At 64.9% G+C, this 21,702-nt stretch carries 21 protein-coding genes; 14 read left to right on the top strand and 7 right to left on the bottom strand.

Annotation, left to right across the window (positions count from 1 at the left end; genetic code table 11):
- Positions 1-225: 225 nt before the first annotated feature.
- Genes Q1W26_RS13815 through Q1W26_RS13805 form a run of 3 tightly spaced genes read left to right on the top strand, consistent with a single transcriptional unit; the run spans position 226 to position 4,031 of the window.
- Entirely contained in the window at positions 226-375 is a 150-nt protein-coding gene (locus Q1W26_RS13815) for a lmo0937 family membrane protein (protein WP_300441229.1), read from the top strand.
- A gap of 54 nt (positions 376-429) precedes the next feature.
- Positions 430-2,988, top strand: a complete 2,559-nt coding sequence (locus Q1W26_RS13810; protein ID WP_300441227.1) for a chemotaxis protein CheB — start codon at positions 430-432, stop codon at positions 2,986-2,988.
- 11 nt (positions 2,989-2,999) lie between these two features.
- The gene (locus Q1W26_RS13805) at positions 3,000-4,031 is read left to right on the top strand and encodes an ATP-binding protein (RefSeq protein ID WP_300441224.1); all 1,032 of its coding nucleotides are present in this window, start codon (positions 3,000-3,002) and stop codon (positions 4,029-4,031) included.
- A 47-nt stretch (positions 4,032-4,078) separates the two neighbouring features.
- Here the strand turns inward: Q1W26_RS13805 and Q1W26_RS13800 are convergent, their stop codons facing one another.
- Positions 4,079-4,393, bottom strand: a complete 315-nt coding sequence (locus tag Q1W26_RS13800; RefSeq protein WP_300441221.1) for a BON domain-containing protein — start codon at positions 4,391-4,393, stop codon at positions 4,079-4,081.
- A 257-nt stretch (positions 4,394-4,650) separates the two neighbouring features.
- Positions 4,651-5,988 (bottom strand): helix-turn-helix domain-containing protein, encoded by a 1,338-nt coding sequence (locus Q1W26_RS13795; protein ID WP_300441219.1) that lies wholly within the window; start codon positions 5,986-5,988, stop codon positions 4,651-4,653.
- A gap of 286 nt (positions 5,989-6,274) precedes the next feature.
- On the opposite strand from Q1W26_RS13795, the gene Q1W26_RS13790 reads away from it, so the two are divergent.
- Positions 6,275-7,552 carry an FAD/NAD(P)-binding oxidoreductase gene (locus Q1W26_RS13790; RefSeq protein WP_300441216.1) on the top strand — a complete coding sequence of 426 codons (1,278 nt, stop codon included), beginning with the start codon at positions 6,275-6,277 and terminating at the stop codon, positions 7,550-7,552.
- A gap of 26 nt (positions 7,553-7,578) precedes the next feature.
- Here the strand turns inward: Q1W26_RS13790 and Q1W26_RS13785 are convergent, their stop codons facing one another.
- Both Q1W26_RS13785 and aliA read right to left on the bottom strand, forming a co-directional pair.
- Positions 7,579-8,352, bottom strand: a complete 774-nt coding sequence (locus Q1W26_RS13785) for an enoyl-CoA hydratase (protein WP_300441213.1) — start codon at positions 8,350-8,352, stop codon at positions 7,579-7,581.
- Positions 8,353-8,451: 99 nt separating this feature from the next.
- Positions 8,452-10,080 carry a cyclohexanecarboxylate-CoA ligase gene (gene aliA / locus Q1W26_RS13780; protein WP_300441210.1) on the bottom strand — a complete coding sequence of 543 codons (1,629 nt, stop codon included), beginning with the start codon at positions 10,078-10,080 and terminating at the stop codon, positions 8,452-8,454.
- A 457-nt stretch (positions 10,081-10,537) separates the two neighbouring features.
- Between aliA and aliB the strand changes: the two genes are divergently transcribed.
- The gene (gene aliB, locus Q1W26_RS13775) at positions 10,538-11,686 is read left to right on the top strand and encodes a cyclohexanecarboxyl-CoA dehydrogenase (protein ID WP_300441207.1); all 1,149 of its coding nucleotides are present in this window, start codon (positions 10,538-10,540) and stop codon (positions 11,684-11,686) included.
- Here aliB and Q1W26_RS13770 read toward each other — a convergent pair.
- Positions 11,683-12,153 carry a MarR family transcriptional regulator gene (locus tag Q1W26_RS13770; RefSeq protein WP_300441204.1) on the bottom strand — a complete coding sequence of 157 codons (471 nt, stop codon included), beginning with the start codon at positions 12,151-12,153 and terminating at the stop codon, positions 11,683-11,685. The two genes, aliB and Q1W26_RS13770, sit on opposite strands and share 4 nt — an antisense overlap.
- 87 nt (positions 12,154-12,240) lie before the next feature.
- On the opposite strand from Q1W26_RS13770, the gene badH reads away from it, so the two are divergent.
- From badH to Q1W26_RS13745, 5 genes are all read left to right on the top strand, one after another.
- Positions 12,241-13,008 (top strand): 2-hydroxycyclohexanecarboxyl-CoA dehydrogenase, encoded by a 768-nt coding sequence (badH, locus tag Q1W26_RS13765; protein ID WP_300441201.1) that lies wholly within the window; start codon positions 12,241-12,243, stop codon positions 13,006-13,008.
- A 174-nt stretch (positions 13,009-13,182) separates the two neighbouring features.
- On the top strand, positions 13,183-13,965 hold the full coding sequence (badI, locus tag Q1W26_RS13760) for a 2-ketocyclohexanecarboxyl-CoA hydrolase (protein ID WP_300441198.1): 783 nt from the start codon (positions 13,183-13,185) through the stop codon (positions 13,963-13,965).
- Between the two features lie 76 nt (positions 13,966-14,041).
- The gene (locus tag Q1W26_RS13755) at positions 14,042-15,208 is read left to right on the top strand and encodes an acyl-CoA dehydrogenase family protein (protein ID WP_300441196.1); all 1,167 of its coding nucleotides are present in this window, start codon (positions 14,042-14,044) and stop codon (positions 15,206-15,208) included.
- A gap of 50 nt (positions 15,209-15,258) precedes the next feature.
- The gene (locus Q1W26_RS13750; protein WP_300441194.1) at positions 15,259-16,431 is read left to right on the top strand and encodes an acyl-CoA dehydrogenase; all 1,173 of its coding nucleotides are present in this window, start codon (positions 15,259-15,261) and stop codon (positions 16,429-16,431) included.
- A gap of 31 nt (positions 16,432-16,462) precedes the next feature.
- Complete coding sequence (locus tag Q1W26_RS13745) at positions 16,463-17,152, top strand: nitroreductase (RefSeq protein ID WP_300441187.1); 690 nt, start codon at positions 16,463-16,465, stop codon at positions 17,150-17,152.
- A gap of 34 nt (positions 17,153-17,186) precedes the next feature.
- On the opposite strand, the gene Q1W26_RS13740 is transcribed toward Q1W26_RS13745, so the two are convergent.
- A complete protein-coding gene (locus tag Q1W26_RS13740; RefSeq protein ID WP_300441184.1) occupies positions 17,187-17,609 on the bottom strand; it encodes a thioesterase family protein in 423 nt (140 codons plus the stop codon).
- A 98-nt stretch (positions 17,610-17,707) separates the two neighbouring features.
- Here Q1W26_RS13740 and Q1W26_RS13735 point away from each other — a divergent pair, with 98 nt between their 5' ends.
- From Q1W26_RS13735 to Q1W26_RS13725, 3 genes are read left to right on the top strand one after another with little or no spacing between them, the layout of a single operon-like run.
- A complete protein-coding gene (locus Q1W26_RS13735) occupies positions 17,708-18,478 on the top strand; it encodes an enoyl-CoA hydratase (protein ID WP_300441181.1) in 771 nt (256 codons plus the stop codon).
- A 4-nt stretch (positions 18,479-18,482) separates the two neighbouring features.
- A complete protein-coding gene (locus tag Q1W26_RS13730; RefSeq protein WP_300441178.1) occupies positions 18,483-20,000 on the top strand; it encodes a 3-hydroxyacyl-CoA dehydrogenase in 1,518 nt (505 codons plus the stop codon).
- Between the two features lie 21 nt (positions 20,001-20,021).
- Positions 20,022-21,224 (top strand): 3-oxoadipyl-CoA thiolase, encoded by a 1,203-nt coding sequence (locus Q1W26_RS13725; RefSeq protein WP_300441175.1) that lies wholly within the window; start codon positions 20,022-20,024, stop codon positions 21,222-21,224.
- A 45-nt stretch (positions 21,225-21,269) separates the two neighbouring features.
- On the opposite strand, the gene Q1W26_RS13720 is transcribed toward Q1W26_RS13725, so the two are convergent.
- Positions 21,270-21,392, bottom strand: a complete 123-nt coding sequence (locus Q1W26_RS13720) for a hypothetical protein (RefSeq protein WP_300441172.1) — start codon at positions 21,390-21,392, stop codon at positions 21,270-21,272.
- 26 nt (positions 21,393-21,418) lie between these two features.
- Here Q1W26_RS13720 and Q1W26_RS13715 point away from each other — a divergent pair.
- A partial coding sequence (locus Q1W26_RS13715; protein WP_300441169.1) for a hypothetical protein occupies positions 21,419-21,702 on the top strand: 284 nt, incomplete at its 3' end.

Raw genomic sequence — 21,702 nt, 5'->3', positions numbered from 1 at the left:
CATCACCCCGCTCGCAGCGGCATGGCACTGAACGACGCGTCAGCTTCCGGGCGCTGTGTGCCCCAGCGCACCGACCGGGGCACAGCCAGGCCTCATTCTCGATTCACGCCCCAAGTCCATCCCGGATCCAGGCGGCACAGGGCACAGGGCCTGAAATGCGCCCCCGGCGCGGGCATTCGACGCGCGCCGGGCAGGCAGCTGGCCAATCACTCAACGGAGGATTCCATGCTATATACCATCGCAATCGTACTGCTTGTCCTGTGGGTACTCGGCCTCGTCACCTCGACCACGCTGGGTGGCTTCGTCCACATCCTGCTCGTGATCGCCGTCGTGGTCATCCTGCTGCAAGTCATCAGCGGTCGCCGCAGCCTCTGAACACGCTACGCGAACCCGCTCTCTCAACCGCAACCGCCTTACACAGACACGCGCATGGCCAAAGGAAGCACGCCCAGCCCGAAACAGCCCGTTGAACCGAAGCACGCGGTCGACGCCGCCGGCAGCATGGCGCAGCCCGACTTTCCAATCGTCGGCATCGGCTGTTCGGCCGGCGGGCTCGAAGCCCTGGACGCCCTGCTGGGCGGCGCCCCGGCCGACAGCGGCATGGCCTTCGTCATCGTCCAGCACCTTGATCCGCATCACGTCAGCAACCTGCCCGACCTCTTGCAGCGCGCCACGCCGATGCCGGTGTTCGAGGCCGGCGAGCGCATGCTCGTGCGGCCCGGCTGCGTCTATGTGATTCCGCCCAACAAGGATCTGTCGCTGCTCCACGGCGTTCTGCACCTGCTCGAGCCCACCGAAAAACGCGGCCTGCGCCTGCCCGTCGACTTCTTTCTGCGCACGCTGGCCGACGATTGCCAGCACCGGGCCATCGGCGTGATCCTCTCCGGCATGGGCTCCGACGGCATGCTCGGCCTGGGTGCCATTAAAGAAAAAGGCGGGCTGACCCTCGCCCAGGAACCCGCCGACGCCCGCTCCGACAGCATGCCGGGCAGCGCCATCGAGGCCGGCGTGGTCGATATCGTCGCCCCCGCCGGCGAGCTGGTGGCGCGCATCGCCGGCTATCTGCGCCACGCCCCGACGCATCCGTACGCCGAAGCGACACCCGCAGCCGACACCCAAAGCGCCCTCGAACGCATCGTCCTGCTGCTGCGCAACCGCAGCGGCAACGATCTCTCGCTCTACAAGCCCAGCACGCTGCACCGGCGCATCGAGCGGCGCATCGGGCTGCTCCAGCTCGACAGCATTGCCGACTACGTGACCTACCTGCGCAACAACCCGCAGGAACTCGATCTGCTCTTCAAGGAAGTGCTGATCGGCGTCACCAGCTTCTTCCGCGATCCGGCCGTGTGGGAATTCCTGCGCGACACCGCCCTCCCCGCCCTGCTCGAAAAATACCCGGGCGGCCATGTGATGCGCGCCTGGGTGCCGGCCTGCTCGAGCGGCGAAGAAGCCTATTCGCTGGCGATCGTCTTCAAGGAAACCCTCGAACGCCTCAAGCCGGACGGGCACTTCGAGCTGCAGATCTACGCCACCGACCTGGACGGGGATGCCGTCGACAAGGCCAGAAAGGCCTTCTACCCGGTCAACGTGGCGGCCGACCTCACGCCGGAGCGGCTGGCCCGCCACTTTGTTGCCGAAGAAGGCGGCTACCGGGTCAAACGGGAGATCCGCGAAACGGTGATCTTTGCACCGCAGAACGTCATTTCCGACCCGCCCTTCACCCGGCTCGACATCCTGTGCTGCCGCAACCTGCTGATCTACTTCGGCCCGGCGCTGCAAAAGAAGGTTCTGCCGCTGTTCCACTACGCGCTGAATCCCGACGGCATCCTCGTGCTCGGCAGCGCCGAAACCACCGGCGGCTTCACCGATCTTTTTGCGCCGATGGAGAAGAAGACCCACATCTTCAAGCGCATCGACCAGGGCGCACGCTCGCCCTGGCTCAACTTCCCCACCCGGCCCCTGATCAGCGCGCCGGAGGCCGCCGGCGGACGGCCCGAGCAGCGCGAGAGCGTCGAGCACCTGACCGACCAGCTGATCCAGCAGAACTTCGCCCCGGCCGCCGTGCTGGTCAATGGCGACGGCGACATCCTCTACATCAGCGGCCGCACCGGCAAATACCTCGAACCGGCCGCCGGCAAGGTCAACATCAACCTCCACGCGATGGCCCGCGAAGGCCTGCGCGACGCCCTGTGCGGGGCGATCCGCAAGGCCCAGCACGATCCGGCCCCGATCCACCTGAACGGCCTGCAGGTGGACAACGACCGGCACAGCCTGACCGTCAACATCATCGTGCAGGGCCTCGACAAGCCCGAGCCCCTGCGCGGCCGCGTGCTCGTGGTGTTCACCGACGTCGAGAAACCAGCCGGAGGCCGCAAACGCCGCCAGAACCCGGTTTCGGACCGGGAGGCCGCGCTGGTGCTCGAACTGAACCAGCTGCGCGAAGCCCTGCGGATCAACCAGGAAGAAATGCAGGCCTCGGTCGAAGAAGCCCGCTCGGCCAACGAGGAGCTTCAGGTCACCAACGAGGAACTCACCACCTCCAAGGAAGAGCTGCAGTCGATGAACGAAGAACTGCAGACCATCAACGCCGAGCTGCAATCCAAGGTGGACGACCTGACCTGGGCGCGCAACGACATGACGAACCAGCTCAACAGCACGGAAATCGCCACCATCTTTCTCGACAACGACATGAAGCTGCGGCGCTTCACCACCCACGCCACCCATCTCTTCAAATTGATCCCCAAGGACGTGGGACGCCCGCTCTCCGACATCGTCACCGACCTGGATTACCCCGGCCTGCAAAACGATGCGCTGGCCGTGCTGACGACCCTGATCTTCAGCGAAAAGCAGATCGGCACCCGGGATGGCCGCTGGTACCGGGTGCGCATCATGCCCTACCGAACCCAGGACAACGTGATCGACGGCGTGGTGGTCACCTTCATCGACATCACCGCGATCAAGCAGCTCGAAGCCAGGCTGCGCAAGTAAGGAAGCCGTCCATGCCCTTCAATGAATCGCCCGAAGAAAAACGGCTTAGAACCGATCTGCGCAAGAGCGCCGAGGAGCGGCTGCTGAACGCACCGCCACCCTGCCCGGACGAGACCGATGTGATGCGCCTGCTGCACGAACTGCAAGTGCACCAGATCGAGCTGGACATGCAGAACGAAGAACTGCGCAGCGCCTACGCCCGCGCCGACGACGCGCTCGAGCAGATGACCGAACTCAACGCGCAGCTGGAAAGACGGGTGGCCGAACGCACCGCGGAACTGCTCACCGCGCTTGACGCGGCCCGGGCTGCCGATCAGGCCAAGGGCCGCTTTCTGGCCAACATCAGCCACGAAATCAGGACGCCGATGACCGGCATCCTGGGCATGGCCTACCTGCTGCGCCGCAGCGGCCTCAACACCAAGCAACTCGGCCAGCTCGACACCATAGAGATCGCGGGCAATCACCTGCTCGGCGTCATCAACGACATCCTCGATTTCTCCAGGATCGAAGCCGGCAAACTCCAGTTCGAACACACCGACTTCAACCTCGCTGCCACGATTCAGGACACGCTCGCCATAGTCGCCGACATGGCCGCGGCCAAAGGGCTGCAACTCACCAGCGACATCTCGGGCATGCCCGCGCTGCTCTGCGGCGATCGCCGGCGGCTGGCCCAGGCGCTGCTCAACTACCTGGGCAACGCGGTCAAGTTCACCTACCGGGGCAGCGTGACGCTCACCGGCTCCGTTCTCGAAGAAACGGAGCACGACTGCCTGCTGCGTTTCGAAGTCTCCGACACCGGCATCGGCCTGACGCCGAAAGATATCGCGCCGCTCTTCGAAGCCTTCACCCAGGTCGACAGTTCAAACACCCGGCCATTCGGCGGCACCGGGCTGGGGCTCGCCATCACCCGCGGCATTGCCCTGCAAATGGGCGGCGACGCGGGAGTCACAAGCTCCCCGGGCGCCGGTAGCCACTTCTGGCTGAGCGTCCGGCTGGGCAAGGCCGGCCCGCACGAAACGCCCGCCGAAGCCCCGGCACCCTGAAAGGCGCTGCGGACGCAGCGACCCGGGCGGCACCACGCAAGCCCCAATCAGCCCCCGCTCTCCGACGCGGCGATTCCGCATGGCGGCAAGGCCGCGTTCAAGCTCAAGTCCGGCCTGACCTCGATTCCGTCGCCCACGCCCGTCACCCCCACCAGGCGGCGCATCGCATTCACCACGGCATCCCTCTGCCAACGCCAGTCCACCGTGCCGGACAAGGTGATCCAGCCGTTTGCAACCTGGATTGCAACGTAATCCGTCGGCACCTCCGTGATCGACTGCAGGGTTTCGCTGGCCGAGTGCATGAGCTCGGCATCCCCTCGCCGGCAGAACGGTGTCAACGGCAGGAAAATCCGGCCACGCATCGAGCCATCATCATTTGAACGCAGGAGAGGCCCCGCGTCCGCGCCCCTCACGCTCCAGAAGCCAATCCGGGGGCGTGTATGGCAGGGCTCGAAGCGAGGTTCCGCACTTACGTCTGCCGAAAGTTGCGCATCGCGTTTCATCTTCTTGCCCCCCCTGCAAATGACCATGGGTCAATCTGCCCGGAATACCCGCAATGCTCAGTGCGCCAGCGCACTTAACGGGGCGCCACCCGGAGCGCGCCCTCACGACACAGCGCTCAGGCCGGGCAGCTTGGTCTGCTGTCGTCACCGGCCGGAGGAAGCGACACCGCCCCCGCGTGGCGAGCCGCGCCGGTGATGTCGATCACCACCATACGGCACTCCCGTCCGTCGTCGTCCGTAATGGCTTCGATTCGCACCCGCGCCGCGGGGCGACGGCTTGTCGGCATGAGCGGAATCTCGCAAGCCTGTCGGGTCCGGCTCTGCAGAACCGCATCGAAAAAAGCGGTGAATTGCGGCACAAACGCCGGTTCGACCGAGGCGGCGAAACGGAAACGTCCCATCTGCGAACGCTTGATGCCGAGCAGGATCGCCCCCGCCAGATTGACTTGCAGGATGACGCCCTGGGCATCCAGGTTGAAATAGGCGACCGGCGCGAAATCGTAAATGTCCGCGTATTTCTCGCGCAGGGCGTCGGCCTCCTGGTAGGCGTGCTGAAGCTCTTCGTTGTGCATCTCCAGTTCGATCTGGTGCACCTGCAGTTCGTGCACCAGATGTGCCGTGTCCCACGGAGTGGGCGGCGCGGCATCCGGAGCCGCCGCCTGCGCCTGGCGGAGGCGGGCTTCGGCGCGCTGGCGCAAGGTGGACGGGTTGGGCCGGACCCGGTGCCGGGCCAGGCTCGCCGCCGTCATGGCAAAGAGCCGCTCGTATTCGAGCTTGACCGCCCCGTAGCATTCGCACACCCGGGCCTCCAGCCCGGCGCGGTCGATGACCGTGATGTGCCCCCGCCGATAGTGGATCAGCCCGGCCGCCTGCAGTTTTCCGGCGGCCTCGGTAACGCCCTCCCGGCGCACCCCCAGCAGGTTGGAAATCATCTCCTGGGTGACATCCAGCTGATTGCCCGGAATCAGGTCGAGGCTGAAGAGCAGCCAGCGGCATAACTGCTGGTCAACCGAATGGTGCCGGTTGCACAGCACATTTTGGGCGATCTGGGTGAGCAGAGCCTGGGTGTAACCCAGGCCAAGGCGGTGCAGACCCACCCCCTGATCGATCTCCCAGGAGAGCATTTCGGCGCGCAGGCGATAGGCCTCACCCGCGCACTGCACGACCACCTTGTAATTGGTGGTCTCGCCCCCCAGCACCAAGGGAATGCCGACCATCCCGTCATTGCCGGTCATGGCCACCTCGACGGTAGAACCGTCCTCGGTGGTGGAAATCAGTGAAAAAACGCAGGTGGTGGGAAAGTACGCGAACAGCAGACTGTCACCCGACTCGTAAAGCGTCTTGCCAACCGGGAAGTTGACCAGTTCCAGATCGTCCTCCAGCCGCGAAAACTCGTCGGCCGGCAGCGATGCGAGAATCCGGTTCAGCTGGAGCGCCTGGGCTTCAGTGGGCATTTTGATGTGGCTCGATTGGGTGTACCTGATGGGTCCTGCCTGGGGGCCAGCTCAGCCCGACAGATGCAGCATAGACCATAAAGTCTATTGTTCTCCTGTCAGCCCAAATCGGTTTTGACGAAAGCCAAGCAGAAAAGCTGGCCGGGTGAGTGTCACGGCCCTCAGCGTCCGCACGCAAATCGCCTTGTTTTTCGGAAATCCGGCCAGCGACGGGCGCCGTTGTTGTCTATATTAGATATTGCTTATGTTTAGACTGATATAACCAACAACCGCCGAAGGAGACCGTATGGCCAATATCATCGTTATCGGCGCCGGAATAGGTGGCGTGCCTGCGGCCTATGAGTTGCAGGCAAAGCTGGGAAAGTCGCATCACGTCACCGTAGTCAGCGCCAACGAATACTTTCAGTTCATTCCGTCGAACCCCTGGCTGGCCGTCGGCAAACGGGTGCGGGACGAGATTACGGTGGAGCTGCGGCCCCACCTCGAGAAGAAGGGCATCGCCTTCATCGCCCAGCCCGTCGAGTCGATTCTGGCCGACGAAAACCGCCTCACGCTTGCCGACGGTACAGCGCTGGATTACGACTACCTTGTGATCACCACGGGCCCGCGCCTGGCCTTTGAAGAGGTGGCGGGCTCGGGGCCGGTTAGCGGCTTCACCCACTCCATATGCACCATCGACCACGCAGAGCGGGCATTTTCGGCCTACGAGAATTTTCTGCTCGACCCCGGGCCGGTGGTCGTGGGAGCGATGCCGGGCGCCAGCTGCTTTGGCCCGGCCTATGAATTCGCTTTCATTCTGGACGCCGATCTGCGCAAGCGGAAACTTCGCCACAAGGTTCCCATCACCTACGTGACCAGCGAGCCCTACGTCGGCCACCTGGGTCTGGGTGGCGTCGGCGATTCGAAATCGATGCTCGAAAGCGAGTTTCGCAACCACGACATCAAGTGGATAACGAACGCCAAAACCACCCGGGTCGAGGCGGACAAGCTGTTCACCACCGAACTCGATGGCTTGGGCAATGTGCTGCGCGAGCATGAACTGCCCTTCCGGTTTGCGATGATGCTGCCGGCCTTCAAGGGTGTCGACCCGGTGGCGGCCGTTGCCGGATTGTGCAACCCGCGCGGCTTTGTATTGATTGACGAATACCAACGCAGCAAAAAGTACCGCAACATTTTCTCGGCCGGCGTGTGTGTCGCCATTCCGCCCGTGGAAGTCACGCCGGTGCCCACCGGCGCGCCAAAAACGGGCTACATGATCGAGACGATGGTGACCGCCATTGTCGAGAACATCGCCGCAGACATTGAAGGGCGAGCCGCAAGCGCCAAGGGCACCTGGAACGCCATCTGCCTGGCCGACATGGGGGACACGGGCGCCGCCTTCGTGGCCCTGCCCCAGTTGCCACCGCGTAACGTCAATTGGTTCAAGAAGGGCAAGTGGGTGCACCTGGCCAAGATCGCCTTCGAGAAATACTTTCTGCACAAGGTGCGCACGGGTTCATCCGAGCCTGTCTATGAGAAGTACGTGCTGAAGGCGCTGGGTATTTTCCGTCTCGAAGAAAAGTAATCCCCACAACCTGCAAACCCGGGCTTTCAGCGGTCGCGGAAGGCCGGCTTGCGCTTTTCCAGGAAGGCGGCCATGCCTTCCTTCTGGTCGTTCAGCGCGAAGGTGGCGTGCAGGGTGCGGCGCTCGAACAGCAGGCCTTCGTTGAGCGGGCTTTCCCAGGCGCGGTTGACCGACTCCTTGAGCATCATCAGCACCGGCAGCGAGTAGCCGGCGATACCCTGGGCGGCTTTCAGGGCCTCGTCGAGCACCTGCCCGGCCGGGAAGATACGCGATACCAGCCCGGCCCGTTCGGCTTCCTCGGCGTCCATCGTGCGGCCGGTCAGGACGAGGTCCATGGCCTTGGCCTTGCCGACCGCGCGGGGCATGCGCTGGGTGCCGCCGGCCCCCGGAATGACGGCGAGCTTCACTTCGGGCAGTGCGAAGCGGGCGGTGTCGGCAGCAAAAACGATGTCGCACATCATCGCCAGCTCGCAGCCGCCACCCAGCGCCAGGCCCGACACGGCGGCAATCACCGGCTTGCGGAAGGTTTTGAGACGCTCCCAGTTGCGGGTGATGAGATTGCCCTTGTAGGCATCCATGTAATCCAGCGGGCGGATGGCCATGATGTCGGCGCCGGCCGCAAAGGCCTTGCTTGATCCGGTCAGGACCACGCAGCGGATCGCTTCGTCGTCCTCGAAACGGTCGAGCGCCGCAGCCAGGGCGTTCATCACCTCGTCGTTGAGGGCGTTGAAGACTTCAGGCCGGTTGATGCGCAGAAGGCCGACCTGGCCGATGATTTCTACGAGAACGGGTTCGCTCATGCTTCGCTTTCAAATAGGCATTCCGTACAGCGGAAAAAAACGTTGAGACGCGGCCCGGAAACGCAAATCCGGGCCGCAGGGCAGATCGCCTCGCGGCGCTCAGTCCACGTCGCCGAAAGCCTTGGCGACGGTGCGGAGCTTGAACTTCTGCAGCTTGCCGCTCGGCGTGCGCGGCAGGTCGTCGACGATTTCGAGGCGCTCGGGGAAATACTGCTTGGTGAGCTGTAGGCGCTCGAAATAGGCGGTCATCTCCTCGAAGCTGAAGGTGGCGCCCGGCTTGAGCGACACAAAGGCGCAGACGCGCTCGCCGAGCCGCTTGTCGGGGTAGCCGACCACGGCGACGACGGCGATGGCCGGGTGCTTGTAGAGCAGGTTCTCGATTTCGACGACCGGGATGTTCTCGCCGCCACGGATGACCACGTCCTTCGAGCGCCCGGTGATGCGGAGGTAGCCCTCGGCGTCGATGGTGGCCACGTCGCCGGTGTCGAACCAGCCGTCGGCGGAGGTGGCGTTGAGCTGCGGCCGCTTGAGGTAGCCGCCGAACTGGGAGGCACCCCGCACCAGCAGCGAGCCGCTCTCGCCCGGGGGCAGGTCGAGGCCATTGACGTCCACCACCTTCACTTCCATGCCGGGCAGCGGGCGGCCGTCGGAAATGCCGGATTTTTCCATCGCGCGGGACGGCTCGGTCACCGTCACGGCCCCGTTTTCGGTCATGCCCCAGGCGGAACACAGACGCATGCCGAGCACGTTCTGGGCGCGCTCGATGAGCACCGGCGGAATCGGCGCGCCGGCACAGCAGAACTTGTTGAAGCGCGCCGTGGTGGTGTCGCCCGCTTCGACCGCACCGCACAGATCGGAGACAAAAGGCGAGGACGCCATGCTGAAGCTGACGTTTTCGTCGCGCACGATCTGCAGCGCCCGACGGGGCTCCCAGACGTCCTGCAGCACGGTGGTGGAGTTGAGGATCAGCGGCAGCATCGCCAGGTAGCCGTAGCCCGTGAGGTGAGCCATCGGCGAGGCGCCGAGGATGATGTCGTCCGGCCCCAGCTCCATCGTCTCGCGGTAGGCGTGAAGGTTGGAAAACAGGGTGTTGGAGGTGTGCATCACGCCCTTCGGCTCGCCGGTGGTGCCGGAGGTGTACATCAGCAGCAGCACGTCGTCGGGGCCGATGCCGGGGCCGCTGAGCGCGGGCGTGTCGTCGCGCATCAAACGGGATTCGAAACTGTCGTCGCCCTCGCCGCCGATGACGATCAGATTGGTGAGGTGCGGCAGATCGCCCAGCATGCCGCGGGCCATGGCCTCGTGGTCGAAGCCGCGGAAGAGCTTTGGCACGATGAAAACCTTGGATTCGCCGAAGTTGAGCATGAAGGTGAGTTCGTGCTGGCGGAAGATCGGCATCACCGGATTGGCCACCGCGCCGATGCGGGCGCAGGCCAGGCACAGAACGAGAAACTCCCAGCAATTGGGGAGCTGGAAGGTGACCACGTCCTGACGTCCGACGCCCAGGCTGGCGAGGCCGCGCGCGACGCGGTCGACCCTTGCGTCGAGTTCGCGGTAGGTGAGGCGCACCGGCTCGCCTTTATCGGCCGCGTAGGCGACGACGGCCGGCTTGTCCGGGCAGTTTTTGAGCGCCCGCTGAACATGGACGTCGATGGTCTCGTCGCGCCACAGGCCGGCGGCTTTCATCGGCGCCATGCGCGGCGCGAGCAATACGGGATCGAATTTCATTTTGTCTCCTGGAAATCGGTTTGGTGTGGTGTGGCGCGACCGGCCTCGACGCCGGGTGCGCCACGCAGAAAGCCAATGACATTTCCGGCACGACCGGGGAACTGACAAAGCGAGCCAGGCCACGGGCCGGGAGCACTCTGGATTTCCTCTTTTGCATGCCATGCCGCGAGTTCCGGCCCGTCATCAAAAACGGCGTCCCGCGGTGGCTCGCAACGTATCGCCCCGCCCCAACTAAGTCAACATATTTACTTATACGCACACACTCAGACATGAAAAACAAACTTGCATCGCAGCAAATTTTGAATTTATTTATTTGATTAATATTAGTTTTTTGATTTTTGCTATCGCACAATCTAAAACCGATGCGAAATTACAATCGGGCAATTTACGACAATACATTGACAGATTTAAAGTCAATTCCTAGAATCCAGTCACTCGCTACCGGAAAGGATTCAAGATGGACTTCAGCCTCACCGACGACCAGAAAGCGCTGGTCGAATCAGCCAGCCGCTTTGCAAGGGAACGACTCGCCCCGGATTACCGTGCCCGCGAAAAAGCCGAGCGCGTCGAACGGGAGATCGCCATTGAAATGGGTGAGATGGGCCTGCTCGGCCCCGAACTGCCGGAATCCTTCGGCGGCCTGGGTGTGGACTGTGTGACCAGCGGGCTGCTGCTCGAGCAGATTGCCTACGGCGACTTCAACGTGTCCTACGTCAATCTGCTCACGTCACTGTGCGGCCAGATCGTCGCCAACTACGCCCGCCCCGACATCGCCAAGGAATGGCTGGACCAGGTGATCAGCGGCAAGAAGTTCATCGCCATCGCCCTCACCGAACCGAGCGCCGGCTCCGACGCCGCGCGGCTCAAGCTGAAGGCCGTGCGCGACGGCGACGACTTCATCCTGAGCGGCGAGAAAACCTCGATTTCAATGGCCACCCAGGCCGACGTGGCGGTGGTGTTTGCCCGCACCGGCACTGAAGCCGACGGCGCCCGCGGCATCAGCGCATTTTTGGTGCCGATGGATCTGCCCGGCATCTCGCGCACCGCCTTCGACGACATCGGCACGCGCCCGGTCGGCCGCGGCTCGATCTTCTTCGATGGCGTGCGCATCCCGCAGCACATGATGCTCGGCGACGAAGGTCAGGGTTTCATCCAGGTGATGCAAGGCTTCGACTACAGCCGCGCGCTGATCGGCCTGCAGTGCATGGGCGTGGCGCGGGCATCCCTCGACGAAGCCTGGCGCTACGTGCAGGAACGGGAAGCCTTCGGCAAGCCGATCGGCGAATTCCAGGGCGTCAGCTTTCCGCTGGCCGAGGCGGAAACCTATTACGAGGCCTGCCGCGCCCTGTGTCTGCGCACCCTATGGCTGAAGGACCAGCATCTGCCCCACACCGCCGAGGCGGCGATGTGCAAGTGGTGGGGCCCGAAGCTGGCCTGCGAAATCATCCATCAGTGCCTGCTGACCCACGGACACGGCGGCTACGGCAGCGACTACGACTTCGGTCAGCGCTACCGCGACGTGATGGGCCTGCAGATCGGCGACGGCACCGCGAACATCATGAAGATGATCATCGGGCGCCAGAAGATCGCCGAACACCGCATTTAAATCTGGGCCATGTTGCGCTGCAAACGGCTCAGGTAATGGATGAAGGTCAGCCGGTCGTCAAAGGAAAAACCCTTGAGGGCGGCGTCGTAGAAGGTGTGGATGGGTTCGGCGATGGCAGCCCACAGGGCTTCGCCCTTCGCGCTCAGCTTGACCTTGCGGGAACGGCGGTCTTCCTCGCTGGTGAGGCGTTCGATGAGTCCGTCGCGCTCCAGCCGGCCGAGGAGCCCGGTGAGGTTCTGCCGGCTGACCAGCAGGTAGTGGGACAGCTCATTGACAGTCATGCCCGCCGCGGCCTGGGGGCGTGACAGGGCACCGAGCACCGACCATTGCTGGGTCGTGATTCCAAACTCGTCGAGGGCCTGGGTGCCCTTGGTGTGCAGGGTGTTGGCGGCCTGAAAGAGACGGAAGAACAGGCGGTTGTTGATCTCGATGCCAGCGAGGCTCTGTTCGGTGGTGGGGTCAGTCATCAAGGTGGGACGCGGAGCAGGTGAAGCCGCATTGAAGCGCAAAGCAAGACATAAACGCAACCAAACGCAGCATCAAAGGAGAGCAGCATGCGAGGCATCAAAGGAAAAGTAAGCATTGTTACCGGCGGCGCGGGCGGCATCGGCGCGTCGATCTGCCGGCGCTTCGCCGAGGAGGGCGCCATCGTCGCCGTCTTCGACATCAACCAGGACGCCGCCGAAGCCGTCGTCACCGAAATCCGCGCCAAGGGCGGCAGCGCCGCAGCCTTCGGTGTGGATCTCACCAGCCAGGAATCGGTCGTGGCCGCCGTGACGGCCGCCGAGGCCCAGCTCGGCCCGACCGACATCCTGGTGAATAACGCCGGCTGGGATCACGCCGCCCCCTTCCTCAAGACCGACAAGGCCCTGTGGGACAAGATCGTCGCGGTGAACCTCTATGGCCCGCTCTACATGCACCACGCCGTGCTCAAGGGCATGGTCGAACGTGGCCGCGGCAAGGTGGTGAACGTCGCATCCGACGCCGCCCGGGTCGGCTCCTCCGGCGAAGCGGTGTACGCCTTCTGCAAGGGTGGCCTGGTGTCCTACTCCAAGACCATGGCCCGCGAACTGGCCCGCAAGCAGATCAACGTCAACGTCGTCTGCCCCGGCCCCACCGACACTGCCCTCTTCCGCGATTTCGCCGGCGAAGGCGAACAGGGCGAGAAGCTCAAGGGCGCGCTGGCCAAGGCCATCCCCTTCGGCCGCCTTGGCCAGCCGGACGATCTGCCGGGCGCCGTGCTGTTCCTCGCCAGCGAAGATGCCGCCTTCATCACCGGGCAGATCATCAGCGTCTCCGGCGGCCTGACGATGGCCGGCTAGGAGGGGGCGAATAAATCTACTGCGCGCCCCGATCTCGCAACTCCGGTGCTCGCTGTACGCCAGTACAGCTCCGCTCCTCATTGCGACCTCGGGCCTGCTCGCGACGATTTCTTCACCCCCTCCCGCTTCGCGAAAAACAACAAGCACAAACCCTCATCTGTCAGGAGACACACCATGGAATACACGGACATCCTCTACACAAAGGCTGATGGCATCGCCACCATCACCATCAACCGCCCGAAGGCCTACAACGCCTTCACCGCCAACACCTGCGAGGAAATGATCCACGCTTTCAAGGATGCGGACTACGACCGCAGCATCGGCGTGGTCGTGCTCACCGGCGCCGGCGAAAAAGCCTTCTGCACCGGCGGCGACCAGGGCACCCAGGACGGCGGCTACGGTGGCCGCGGCATCATCGGCCTGCCGATCGAAGAAGTTCAGAGCGCCATCCGCGACTGCTCCAAGCCGGTCATCGCCCGTGTCAATGGCTTTGCCATCGGCGGCGGCAACGTGCTGGTCACCATCTGCGATCTGGCCATCGCCTCCGACAACGCCCAGCTCGGCCAGGCCGGCCCGCGTGTGGGCTCGGTCGATCCCGGTTTCGGCACCGCCCTCCTCGCCCGCGTCGTCGGAGAAAAGAAAGCCCGCGAAATCTGGTATCTGTGCCGCCGCTACAGCGCCCAGCAAGCCCTCGAGATGGGCCTCGTGAATGCCGTGGTGCCGCAGGACCAGCTCGACGCCGAAGTGAAGAAGTGGTGTGACGAGATCGTCGAGAAGAGCCCGACCGCCATCGCCCTGGCCAAGAAGTCCTTCAACGTCGATACCGAGATGATCCGCGGCATGGGTGGCCTGGCCATGCACGCCCTCAAGCTGTACTACGAAAGCCCCGAATCCGCCGAAGGCGGCAATGCCTTCCGCGAAAAGCGCAAGCCGGAGTTCCGCAAGTACGTGAAGTAAGCGCGCGTCCGCAGCGGTCGGCCCCGGGGGCCGGCCCTGCCCCGCTTTGCCCCTCAGCCAGCCATTGGAAAGCATCATGATCAGAGACCAGGAAACCCTCAACCTTCTGCTGGACACCATTTCCCGCTTCGTGCGCGAGCGCCTGGTGCCCAACGAAGCGCGCGTCGCCGAGACCGACCGGATTCCGGATGAGCTGGTCAGCGAGATGAAGGCGCTCGGCCTCTTCGGCCTGTCCATCCCCGAAGAACACGGCGGCATGGGCCTGACGATGGAAGAGGAAGTGCTGGCCACCTTCGAGATCGGCCACACCTCGCCGTGCTTCCGCTCGCTGTTCGCCACCAACAACGGCATCGGCGGCCAGGGCATCGTCATCGACGGAACGCCCGAGCAAAAAGCCCATTACCTGCCGAAGCTGGTGACCGGCGAACTCATCGGCTCCTTCGCCCTCACCGAACCGGACAGCGGCTCGGACGCCGCCAGCCTGCGCACCACTGCAATTCGTGACACAAGCGGTGACGGCGATTTCTACGTGCTCAACGGCACCAAACGCTACATCACCAACGCCCCCGAAGCCGGCATCTTCACCGTGATGGCACGCACCGATCCGGCCAAAAAGGGCGCCGACGGCATCTCCGCCTTCATCGTCGAGCGCGGCGCCCCGGGCCTGTCCCTCGGCCAGCCCGATGAAAAGATGGGCCACAAGGGTTCCCACACCTGCGACGTGATCTTCGAGGATTGCCGCGTGCCGGCCGCCAACCTGATCGGCGCCACGGAAGGCATCGGCTTCAAGACCGCCATGAAGGTGCTCGACAAGGGCCGCATCAACATCGCCGCCATTTCGGTGGGCGTGGCCGAACGCATGCTCGAGGACGCGCTGCGCTATGCCTGCGAGCGCAAGCAGTTCGGCAAGCCGATCGCCGAGTTCCAGCTCATCCAGGCCATGCTGGCCGACAGCAAGGCCGAAATCTACGCCGCGCGCTGCATGGTGCTCGACGCCGCCCGGCGCCGCGACCAGGGCCTCGACGTGGGCACCGAAGCCTCTTGTGCAAAAATGTTCGCTTCGGAAATGTGCGGCCGCGTGGCCGACCGGGCGGTGCAGATCTTCGGTGGCGCCGGCTACCTTTCCGAATACGGCATCGAGCGCTTTTACCGCGACGTGCGCCTGTTCCGACTGTTCGAGGGCACCACCCAGATCCAGCAACTGGTGATCGCCCGCAACATGATTCGCAATCACGCGGGCTGAGCCCCGCGACCGCTCCAACCCAGACCAACAGCTACAAGGAAGAGACAATCATGAGTTTCCAATGGGACGACCCGCTGCTCCTGGACCAGCAACTGACTGACGAAGAACGCATGATCCGCGACACCGCCCGCGCCTACTCCCAGGAGAAGCTGGCGCCCCGCGTGCTCGAAGCGTTCCGCAATGAACACACCGACCTGGCGATCTTCCGCGAGATGGGCGAACTCGGCCTGCTCGGCGCGACGATCCCCGAGGAGTACGGCGGCTCCGGCCTCAATTACGTGAGCTACGGCCTGATTGCCCGTGAAGTGGAGCGCGTCGATTCCGGCTACCGCTCGATGATGAGCGTGCAATCGTCGCTGGTGATGGTGCCGATCTTCGAGTTCGGCAGCGAAGCCACCAAGCGCAAATACCTGCCCAAACTGGCCACCGGCGAATGGATCGGCTGTTTCGGCCTCACCGAACCGAACCACGGCTCCGACCCCGGCTCGATGATCACCCGCGCCCGCAAGGTGCCCGGCGGCTTCAGCCTCTCCGGCGCCAAGATGTGGATCACCAACAGCCCGGTGGCCGACGTGTTCGTGGTGTGGGCCAAGGACGACGAAGGCAAGATCCGCGGCTTCGTGCTCGAAAAGGGCTGGAAGGGCCTGTCCGCTCCGGTGATCCACGGCAAGGTCGGCCTGCGCGCCTCGATCACCGGCGAAATCGTCATGGACGAAGTCTTCTGCCCCGACGAAAACGCCTTCCCGGACGTGCGCGGCCTCAAGGGCCCCTTCACCTGCCTCAACTCGGCCCGCTTCGGCATCGCCTGGGGCGCGCTGGGCGCCGCCGAAGACTGCTGGCACCGCGCCCGCCAGTACGTGCTCGACCGCAAGCAGTTCGGCCGCCCCCTCGCCGCCAACCAGTTGATCCAGAAAAAGCTCGCCGACATGCAGACCGAGATCACCCTCGCCCTGCAAGGCTGCCTGCGCCTGGGCCGCATGAAGGACGAGCACATCGACTCGGTTGAAATCACCTCGATCATGAAGCGCAACTCCTGCGGCAAGTCCCTCGACATCGCCCGCATGGCCCGCGACATGATGGGCGGCAACGGCATCTCCGACGAGTTCGGCGTGGCCCGCCACCTGGTCAACCTGGAAGTCGTGAATACCTACGAGGGCACCCACGACGTGCATGCACTGATCCTCGGCCGCGCCCAGACCGGCATCGCCGCCTTCGCCAACTAAGCCCACCCTGCCTGACCTGAGAGACGACCCAATGACCAACACCCGCTTGAGCACGGCCGTCGATCAGGTCATGCTCGACCGCCACTCGATCCGCGCCTTCCTCCCCACGCCCGTTGCCCGCGACGAGATCGAGGACATCCTCCGCGTCGCCGCCAATGCGCCGTCGGGCAACAACATCCAGCCCTGGCGCGTGCATGTGCTCACCGGCGCCACGCTGCAAAAGCTCATCGACGGGGTATGTGCCGCCTTCGACGCCGCCGACGGCAGCCACACGGCGGAATACAACTACTACCCCACCGAGTTCTTCGAGCCCTATCTGGCGCGCCGGCGCAAATGCGGCGGCGATCTGTACGGCGTGCTGGGCATCGCCCGCGGAGAAAAACCCCGCATGCGGGCCCAGATGCGCAAGAACTTCGAGTTCTTCGGGGCGCCGGTGGGGCTGATGTTCACCATCGACCGCCGCCTCGCCCAGGGCAGCTGGCTCGACTACGGCATGTTCATGCAGAACGTGATGCTCGCGGCCACCGCCCGCGGCCTCGCCACCTGCGCCCAGGCGGCGTGGATCGACTACCACCGCATCATCACCGAACTGCTGCAGTTGCCGGACAACGAGCAGGTGGTGGCGGGCATCGCGCTCGGCTACGCCGACCCGGCGGCGCCGGAAAACGCGCTCCTGACCGGACGCGTGCCGGTGTCGGAGTTCGTCAGCTTCCACCCGTAAAAACGGAACGGCGGAATGCGCACGCCGCAGGGCTTCAGGCGCTTTCCGCGGTTACCAGGTAGCGCTCGAAACGGGCTCGCCAGCCGGCGTCGATCACCACCGGGCGGAGGCTGTCCAGCGACATCATCGCGACCACCAGCTCGCCCCGGAAGCGCAGCCGCGCCTCCGCCGTGGCGCGCACCTCGATGGTCATCGACGACGCACCGATTCGCAGGATGCGCAACGAGAAGTCGAGCACGTCGCCGTAGCGGCTGGGAATCATGAACTCCATCTCCAGGCGCACCACCGGCAGGCCAAGGCGCAGCTGCTCGTGCATCTGGTGAAAGCTCACGCCGAGCCCGTCCTTGCACCAGTCCTCCACCACTTCATTCACCAGCTCGACGTAGCGGGGATAGAAGCCGATGCCGGCCGGATCGCAGTGGGCAAAGCGGATGAGTTTGCAGGCATGAAATTCCATTTTTCTGTTCGACCGTCGCTCGTTGCACCCCGAAAGTGGGCGACGGGGATTTTAAACGCCGTTCCGCCCAGCGGAACACACCAGACAGGAATCCGAAAATGAACGAAGTCATCGTCGAACGCCCGTCCGCGCACGTGGCCGTGATCCGGATGAATCGTCCGGAAGCGCGCAACGCGCTGAACCAGGCCGTGCGCAGCGGGCTGGCCGAACACTTCACCGCGCTGAGCCAGGACCGGGAAGTGCGCTGCATCGTGCTGACCGGCGGCGACACGGTTTTTGCCGCCGGCGCCGACATCCGCGACATGGCCGACCGCGGCGCGGTCGAGATCATGCTGCGCAACACCCACACGCTGTGGCAAACCATCGCCGCCTGCCCGAAGCCGGTGATCGCCGCGGTGAGCGGCCTCGCCTGGGGCGGTGGCTGCGAACTGGCGATGCACGCCGACATCATCGTCGCCGGCCGCAGCGCCTCGTTCTGCCAGCCCGAGGTCAAGGTCGGCATCATGCCGGGCGCCGGCGGCACCCAGCGGCTCAACCGCGCCGTCGGCAAGTTCAAGGCCATGAAGATGGTGCTCACCGGATTGCCGGTTTCGGCGGATGAAGCCTCGGCCATGGGCCTGGTCAGCGAAGTGGTGGCGGACGCCGAAGTGCACACCCGCGCGCTGGAACTCGCCCAGCTCATCGCCAGCCGCCCGCCGCTGGCCGTCGCCCAGATCAAGGAAGTGCTCATCGCTGGCGAAGACGCCTCGCTCGAAACCGGCCTGATGCTGGAGCGCAAGGCCTTCCAGCTGCTGTTCGCCAGCCGCGACCAGAAGGAAGGCATGCACGCCTTCCTCGAAAAACGTGATCCGCAATTCACCGGGGAATAAAACCATGCTGAACACCACCACCGGCGAACTCGTGCTGGGCATCGTCGGCACCGGCCTGATGGGCCGCGGCATCGCCCAGATTTCCGCCCAGGCCGGCATCGATGTGTGGCTCTTCGACGCCCGCAGCGGCGCCGCCGAAGAAGCCCACGCCGCCGTCGCCGCCACCCTCGACACGCTGGCCGCCAAGGGCAAGCTCGACACCGCGGCCGTCGCTGCCGCCGTCGCCCGCCTGCACGTGGCCGACGCGCTTGCCGACCTGGCCGGCTGCCGGATCGTCATCGAAGCCATCGTCGAAAACCTCGACGCCAAGCGCGACCTGTTCCGCCAGCTCGAAGACGTGGTGGCCGACGACTGCATTCTCGCCACCAACACCTCGTCGCTGCCGGTCACCAACATCGCCGCCGCCTGCCGTCTGCCCGGCCGCGTGGGCGGCTTCCATTTTTTCAGCCCGGTGCCACTGATGAAGGTCGTCGAAGTCATCGACTCGGTGCTCGGCGAGCCGTGGATTGGCGACGCGCTGAGCGGCCTTGCCCGGCGCATCGGCCATCGCCCGGTGCGCGCCAGCGACACGCCGGGCTTCATCGTCAATCACGCCGGCCGCGGCTATCTCACCGAATCCCTGCGGGTTCTCGGCGAAGGCATCACCCAGCCCGCCGACCTGGACCGCATCATGCGCGGCGCTGGCTTTCGCATGGGCCCGTGCGAGCTGCTCGATCTGACCGGCCTCGACGTGTCGCACCCGGTGATGGAATCCATCTACGGCCAGTATTACCAGGAGCCGCGTTACCGCCCGTCGCCGATCACCCGCCAGCGCCTCGCCGCCGGCCTGCTCGGCCGAAAGAGCGGACGCGGCTTCTACATCTACTTGGACGGCAAGGCGCTGCCCGTGCCCGAAGAAGCCATTCCGCCAGCCGGCCCCACGCCGGTGTGGGTCAGCCGGCGCGATCCGGCCCGGCGTGACCAGGTGCTGGCCCTCATCAAGGCCTGCGATGCCCGCCTCGACGACGGCGAAACCCCCGGCGCCGATTCGGTGTGCATCGTGCTGCCCCTCGGCCATGACGCCACCACCGCGGCCCTCGCCGAAGGGCTCGACGCCCGCCGCACGGTGGCCGTCGACCCGCTCGGCCTTGCCCGGCACATCACCCTGATGAGCACGCCGGTCACCCTGCCGGCCTTCCGCGACACCGCCCGAGCCGCCCTCGGCCACGCCGGGCTGCCGCTCACCACGATCCACGACAGCCCCGGCTTCGTCGCCCAGCGCGTGCTGGCGATGATCGTCAACATCGGCTGCGACATCGCCCAGCAACGCATCGCCACACCGGACGACATCGACGGCGCCGTCACCCTCGGCCTCGGCTATCCGAAAGGCCCGCTGGCCTTCGGCGATGCCCTCGGCGCCCAAACCGTGCTGGACATCCTCGACGCCCTCCACGGCTTTTACCGCGATCCGCGCTATCGCCCCAGCCCGTGGCTGATCCGCCGCGCCCGCCTGGGCGTGTCCCTGCTGACTCCCGAAAACTGAACGCCGCAAAGGAAAAAAATCGTGCTCGACGCCTATCTCTACGCCGGACTCCGCAGCCCCATCACCCGCCACGCCGGCCAGCTCGCCAACCTGCGCCCCGACGATCTGGCCGCCACGGTGATCCGTGAAGTGGTCGCCCGCTCCGGCTTTAGCCCCGAAGACATCGAGGACGTGGTCCTCGGCTGCGCCTGCCAGGCCGGTGAGGACAGCCGCAATCTCGCGCGCCATGCCGCCCTGCTCGCCGGCCTGCCGCCAGAAGTGGCCGGCCAGACGGTCAACCGCCTGTGCGGCAGCGGCCTCGCCGCCGTGCTGGACACCGCCCGCGCGGTGAGCTGCGGCGAAGGCGGGCTCTACGTGGCCGGCGGCGTCGAAAGCATGACCCGCGCGCCCTTCGTCGTTGCCAAGTCGGAATCCGCCTTCGGACGCGACTTCAAGGTCTTCGACACCACCATCGGCGCCCGCTTCCCCAACCCACGCCTTGTCGAGCAATACGGCAACGACACGATGCCCGAAACGGCCGACAACGTCGCCGCGCAATTCGGTCTCGGCCGCGAGGATTCCGACCGCTTCGCCGCCCGCTCCCAGGCCAAATACGCCGCGGCCAGGGCGGCCGGTTTTTACGAGGGAGAAATCCTCCCGATCGCCGTTCCAACCGGCCGCAAGACGCCGCCGGCAATGGTTTTCGATGACGAGCACCCACGTCCCGAAAGCGATTTCGACAGCCTCTCCAGGCTCAAGCCGCTGGCGGCCGGCGGCGTGGTGACCGCCGGCAACGCCTCGGGCATCAACGACGGTGCCGCAGCGGTGCTGATCGGCAGCGCGGCAGCCGGCGAAAAAGCCGGCCAGAAGCCGATCGCCCGCATCCTCGCCGGAGCGGTCTGCGGCGTGGCACCGCGCATCATGGGCGTCGGCCCGGCCTACGCCATTCCAAAGGCCCTTGAGCGGGCCGGGCTAAGCCTCGCCGACATGGACGTCATCGAGATCAACGAAGCCTTCGCGCCCCAGGTGCTGGGCTGCCTGAAGCTGCTCGGCCTCGCCTTTGACGACCCGCGCATCAACCCGAACGGCGGCGCCATCGCCCTCGGTCACCCGCTCGGCGCTTCCGGTGCCCGCATTGCGCTCACGGCCGCCCGCCAGCTGCATCGCTGCGGCGGCCGCTACGCCGTGCTCAGCCTGTGCATCGGCGTCGGCCACGGCATCGCCGTCGTCATCGAACGGGTTTAAGCCAAGTTACGTAAAAACGGGGAGGGTTCGCCCTCCCCGTTCTCTTTAGCGGCTGTCCGGCACGAACAACAAGGCCTGCCAATCCTCGTCGACCACAAAGGCTTCGATGCCCGGACCGAACAGATTGCGCAAGACGCGCCTGACCCCCGTCTTCAGAATTCGCCTCATTTCAGCCCCCGTGCAAGTGATCATTCGTGATGATCGTAAGCAAACCCGATGACAGGCAGGCGACGGGAATCTTGCAGGCGTGCGACGACATCCGGCAGGGCGCCGGGCCAGAAAACGAAGCAAAGTGGACGATGGAGGGAAAACAAGCTTTGAACCGCGGCCACGCCGACCTGCGGATCACCAACGGAAGCTCAAAAGACAAACAGAAGCAGAAATGCAAACGGGGAAAACGAATCATCGTTTTCCCCGTTTTTTATCTGGAGCGGCAGAAGAGTCTCGAACTCTCGACCTCAACCTTGGCAAGGTTGCG

The organism is Zoogloea sp. (assembly GCF_030157465.1).
Lineage (GTDB): Bacteria > Pseudomonadota > Gammaproteobacteria > Burkholderiales > Rhodocyclaceae > Zoogloea.
Note: the sequence above shows the minus strand (reverse complement) of the source record. Positions and strands in the feature narration are given on the sequence as shown.

Excerpts from the sequence above, each read along its gene's own strand:
- Q1W26_RS13810 (WP_300441227.1), top strand. The coding sequence starts at position 430 with ATGGCCAAAGGAAGCACGCCCAGCCCGAAACAGCCCGTTGAACCGAAG.
- Q1W26_RS13790 (WP_300441216.1), top strand. The coding sequence starts at position 6,275 with ATGGCCAATATCATCGTTATCGGCGCCGGAATAGGTGGCGTGCCTGCG.
- badI (WP_300441198.1), top strand. The coding sequence starts at position 13,183 with ATGGAATACACGGACATCCTCTACACAAAGGCTGATGGCATCGCCACC.
- Q1W26_RS13720 (WP_300441172.1), bottom strand. The coding sequence starts at position 21,392 with ATGAGGCGAATTCTGAAGACGGGGGTCAGGCGCGTCTTGCGCAATCTG.
- Q1W26_RS13745 (WP_300441187.1), top strand. The coding sequence starts at position 16,463 with ATGACCAACACCCGCTTGAGCACGGCCGTCGATCAGGTCATGCTCGAC.
- Q1W26_RS13750 (WP_300441194.1), top strand. The coding sequence starts at position 15,259 with ATGAGTTTCCAATGGGACGACCCGCTGCTCCTGGACCAGCAACTGACT.
- Q1W26_RS13785 (WP_300441213.1), bottom strand. The coding sequence starts at position 8,352 with ATGAGCGAACCCGTTCTCGTAGAAATCATCGGCCAGGTCGGCCTTCTG.
- Q1W26_RS13770 (WP_300441204.1), bottom strand. The coding sequence starts at position 12,153 with ATGACTGACCCCACCACCGAACAGAGCCTCGCTGGCATCGAGATCAAC.
- Q1W26_RS13795 (WP_300441219.1), bottom strand. The coding sequence starts at position 5,988 with ATGCCCACTGAAGCCCAGGCGCTCCAGCTGAACCGGATTCTCGCATCG.
- aliB (WP_300441207.1), top strand. The coding sequence starts at position 10,538 with ATGGACTTCAGCCTCACCGACGACCAGAAAGCGCTGGTCGAATCAGCC.
- Q1W26_RS13735 (WP_300441181.1), top strand. The coding sequence starts at position 17,708 with ATGAACGAAGTCATCGTCGAACGCCCGTCCGCGCACGTGGCCGTGATC.
- badH (WP_300441201.1), top strand. The coding sequence starts at position 12,241 with ATGCGAGGCATCAAAGGAAAAGTAAGCATTGTTACCGGCGGCGCGGGC.
- Q1W26_RS13740 (WP_300441184.1), bottom strand. The coding sequence starts at position 17,609 with ATGGAATTTCATGCCTGCAAACTCATCCGCTTTGCCCACTGCGATCCG.
- Q1W26_RS13730 (WP_300441178.1), top strand. The coding sequence starts at position 18,483 with ATGCTGAACACCACCACCGGCGAACTCGTGCTGGGCATCGTCGGCACC.
- aliA (WP_300441210.1), bottom strand. The coding sequence starts at position 10,080 with ATGAAATTCGATCCCGTATTGCTCGCGCCGCGCATGGCGCCGATGAAA.
- Q1W26_RS13805 (WP_300441224.1), top strand. The coding sequence starts at position 3,000 with ATGCCCTTCAATGAATCGCCCGAAGAAAAACGGCTTAGAACCGATCTG.
- Q1W26_RS13800 (WP_300441221.1), bottom strand. The coding sequence starts at position 4,393 with ATGCGTGGCCGGATTTTCCTGCCGTTGACACCGTTCTGCCGGCGAGGG.
- Q1W26_RS13755 (WP_300441196.1), top strand. The coding sequence starts at position 14,042 with ATGATCAGAGACCAGGAAACCCTCAACCTTCTGCTGGACACCATTTCC.
- Q1W26_RS13815 (WP_300441229.1), top strand. The coding sequence starts at position 226 with ATGCTATATACCATCGCAATCGTACTGCTTGTCCTGTGGGTACTCGGC.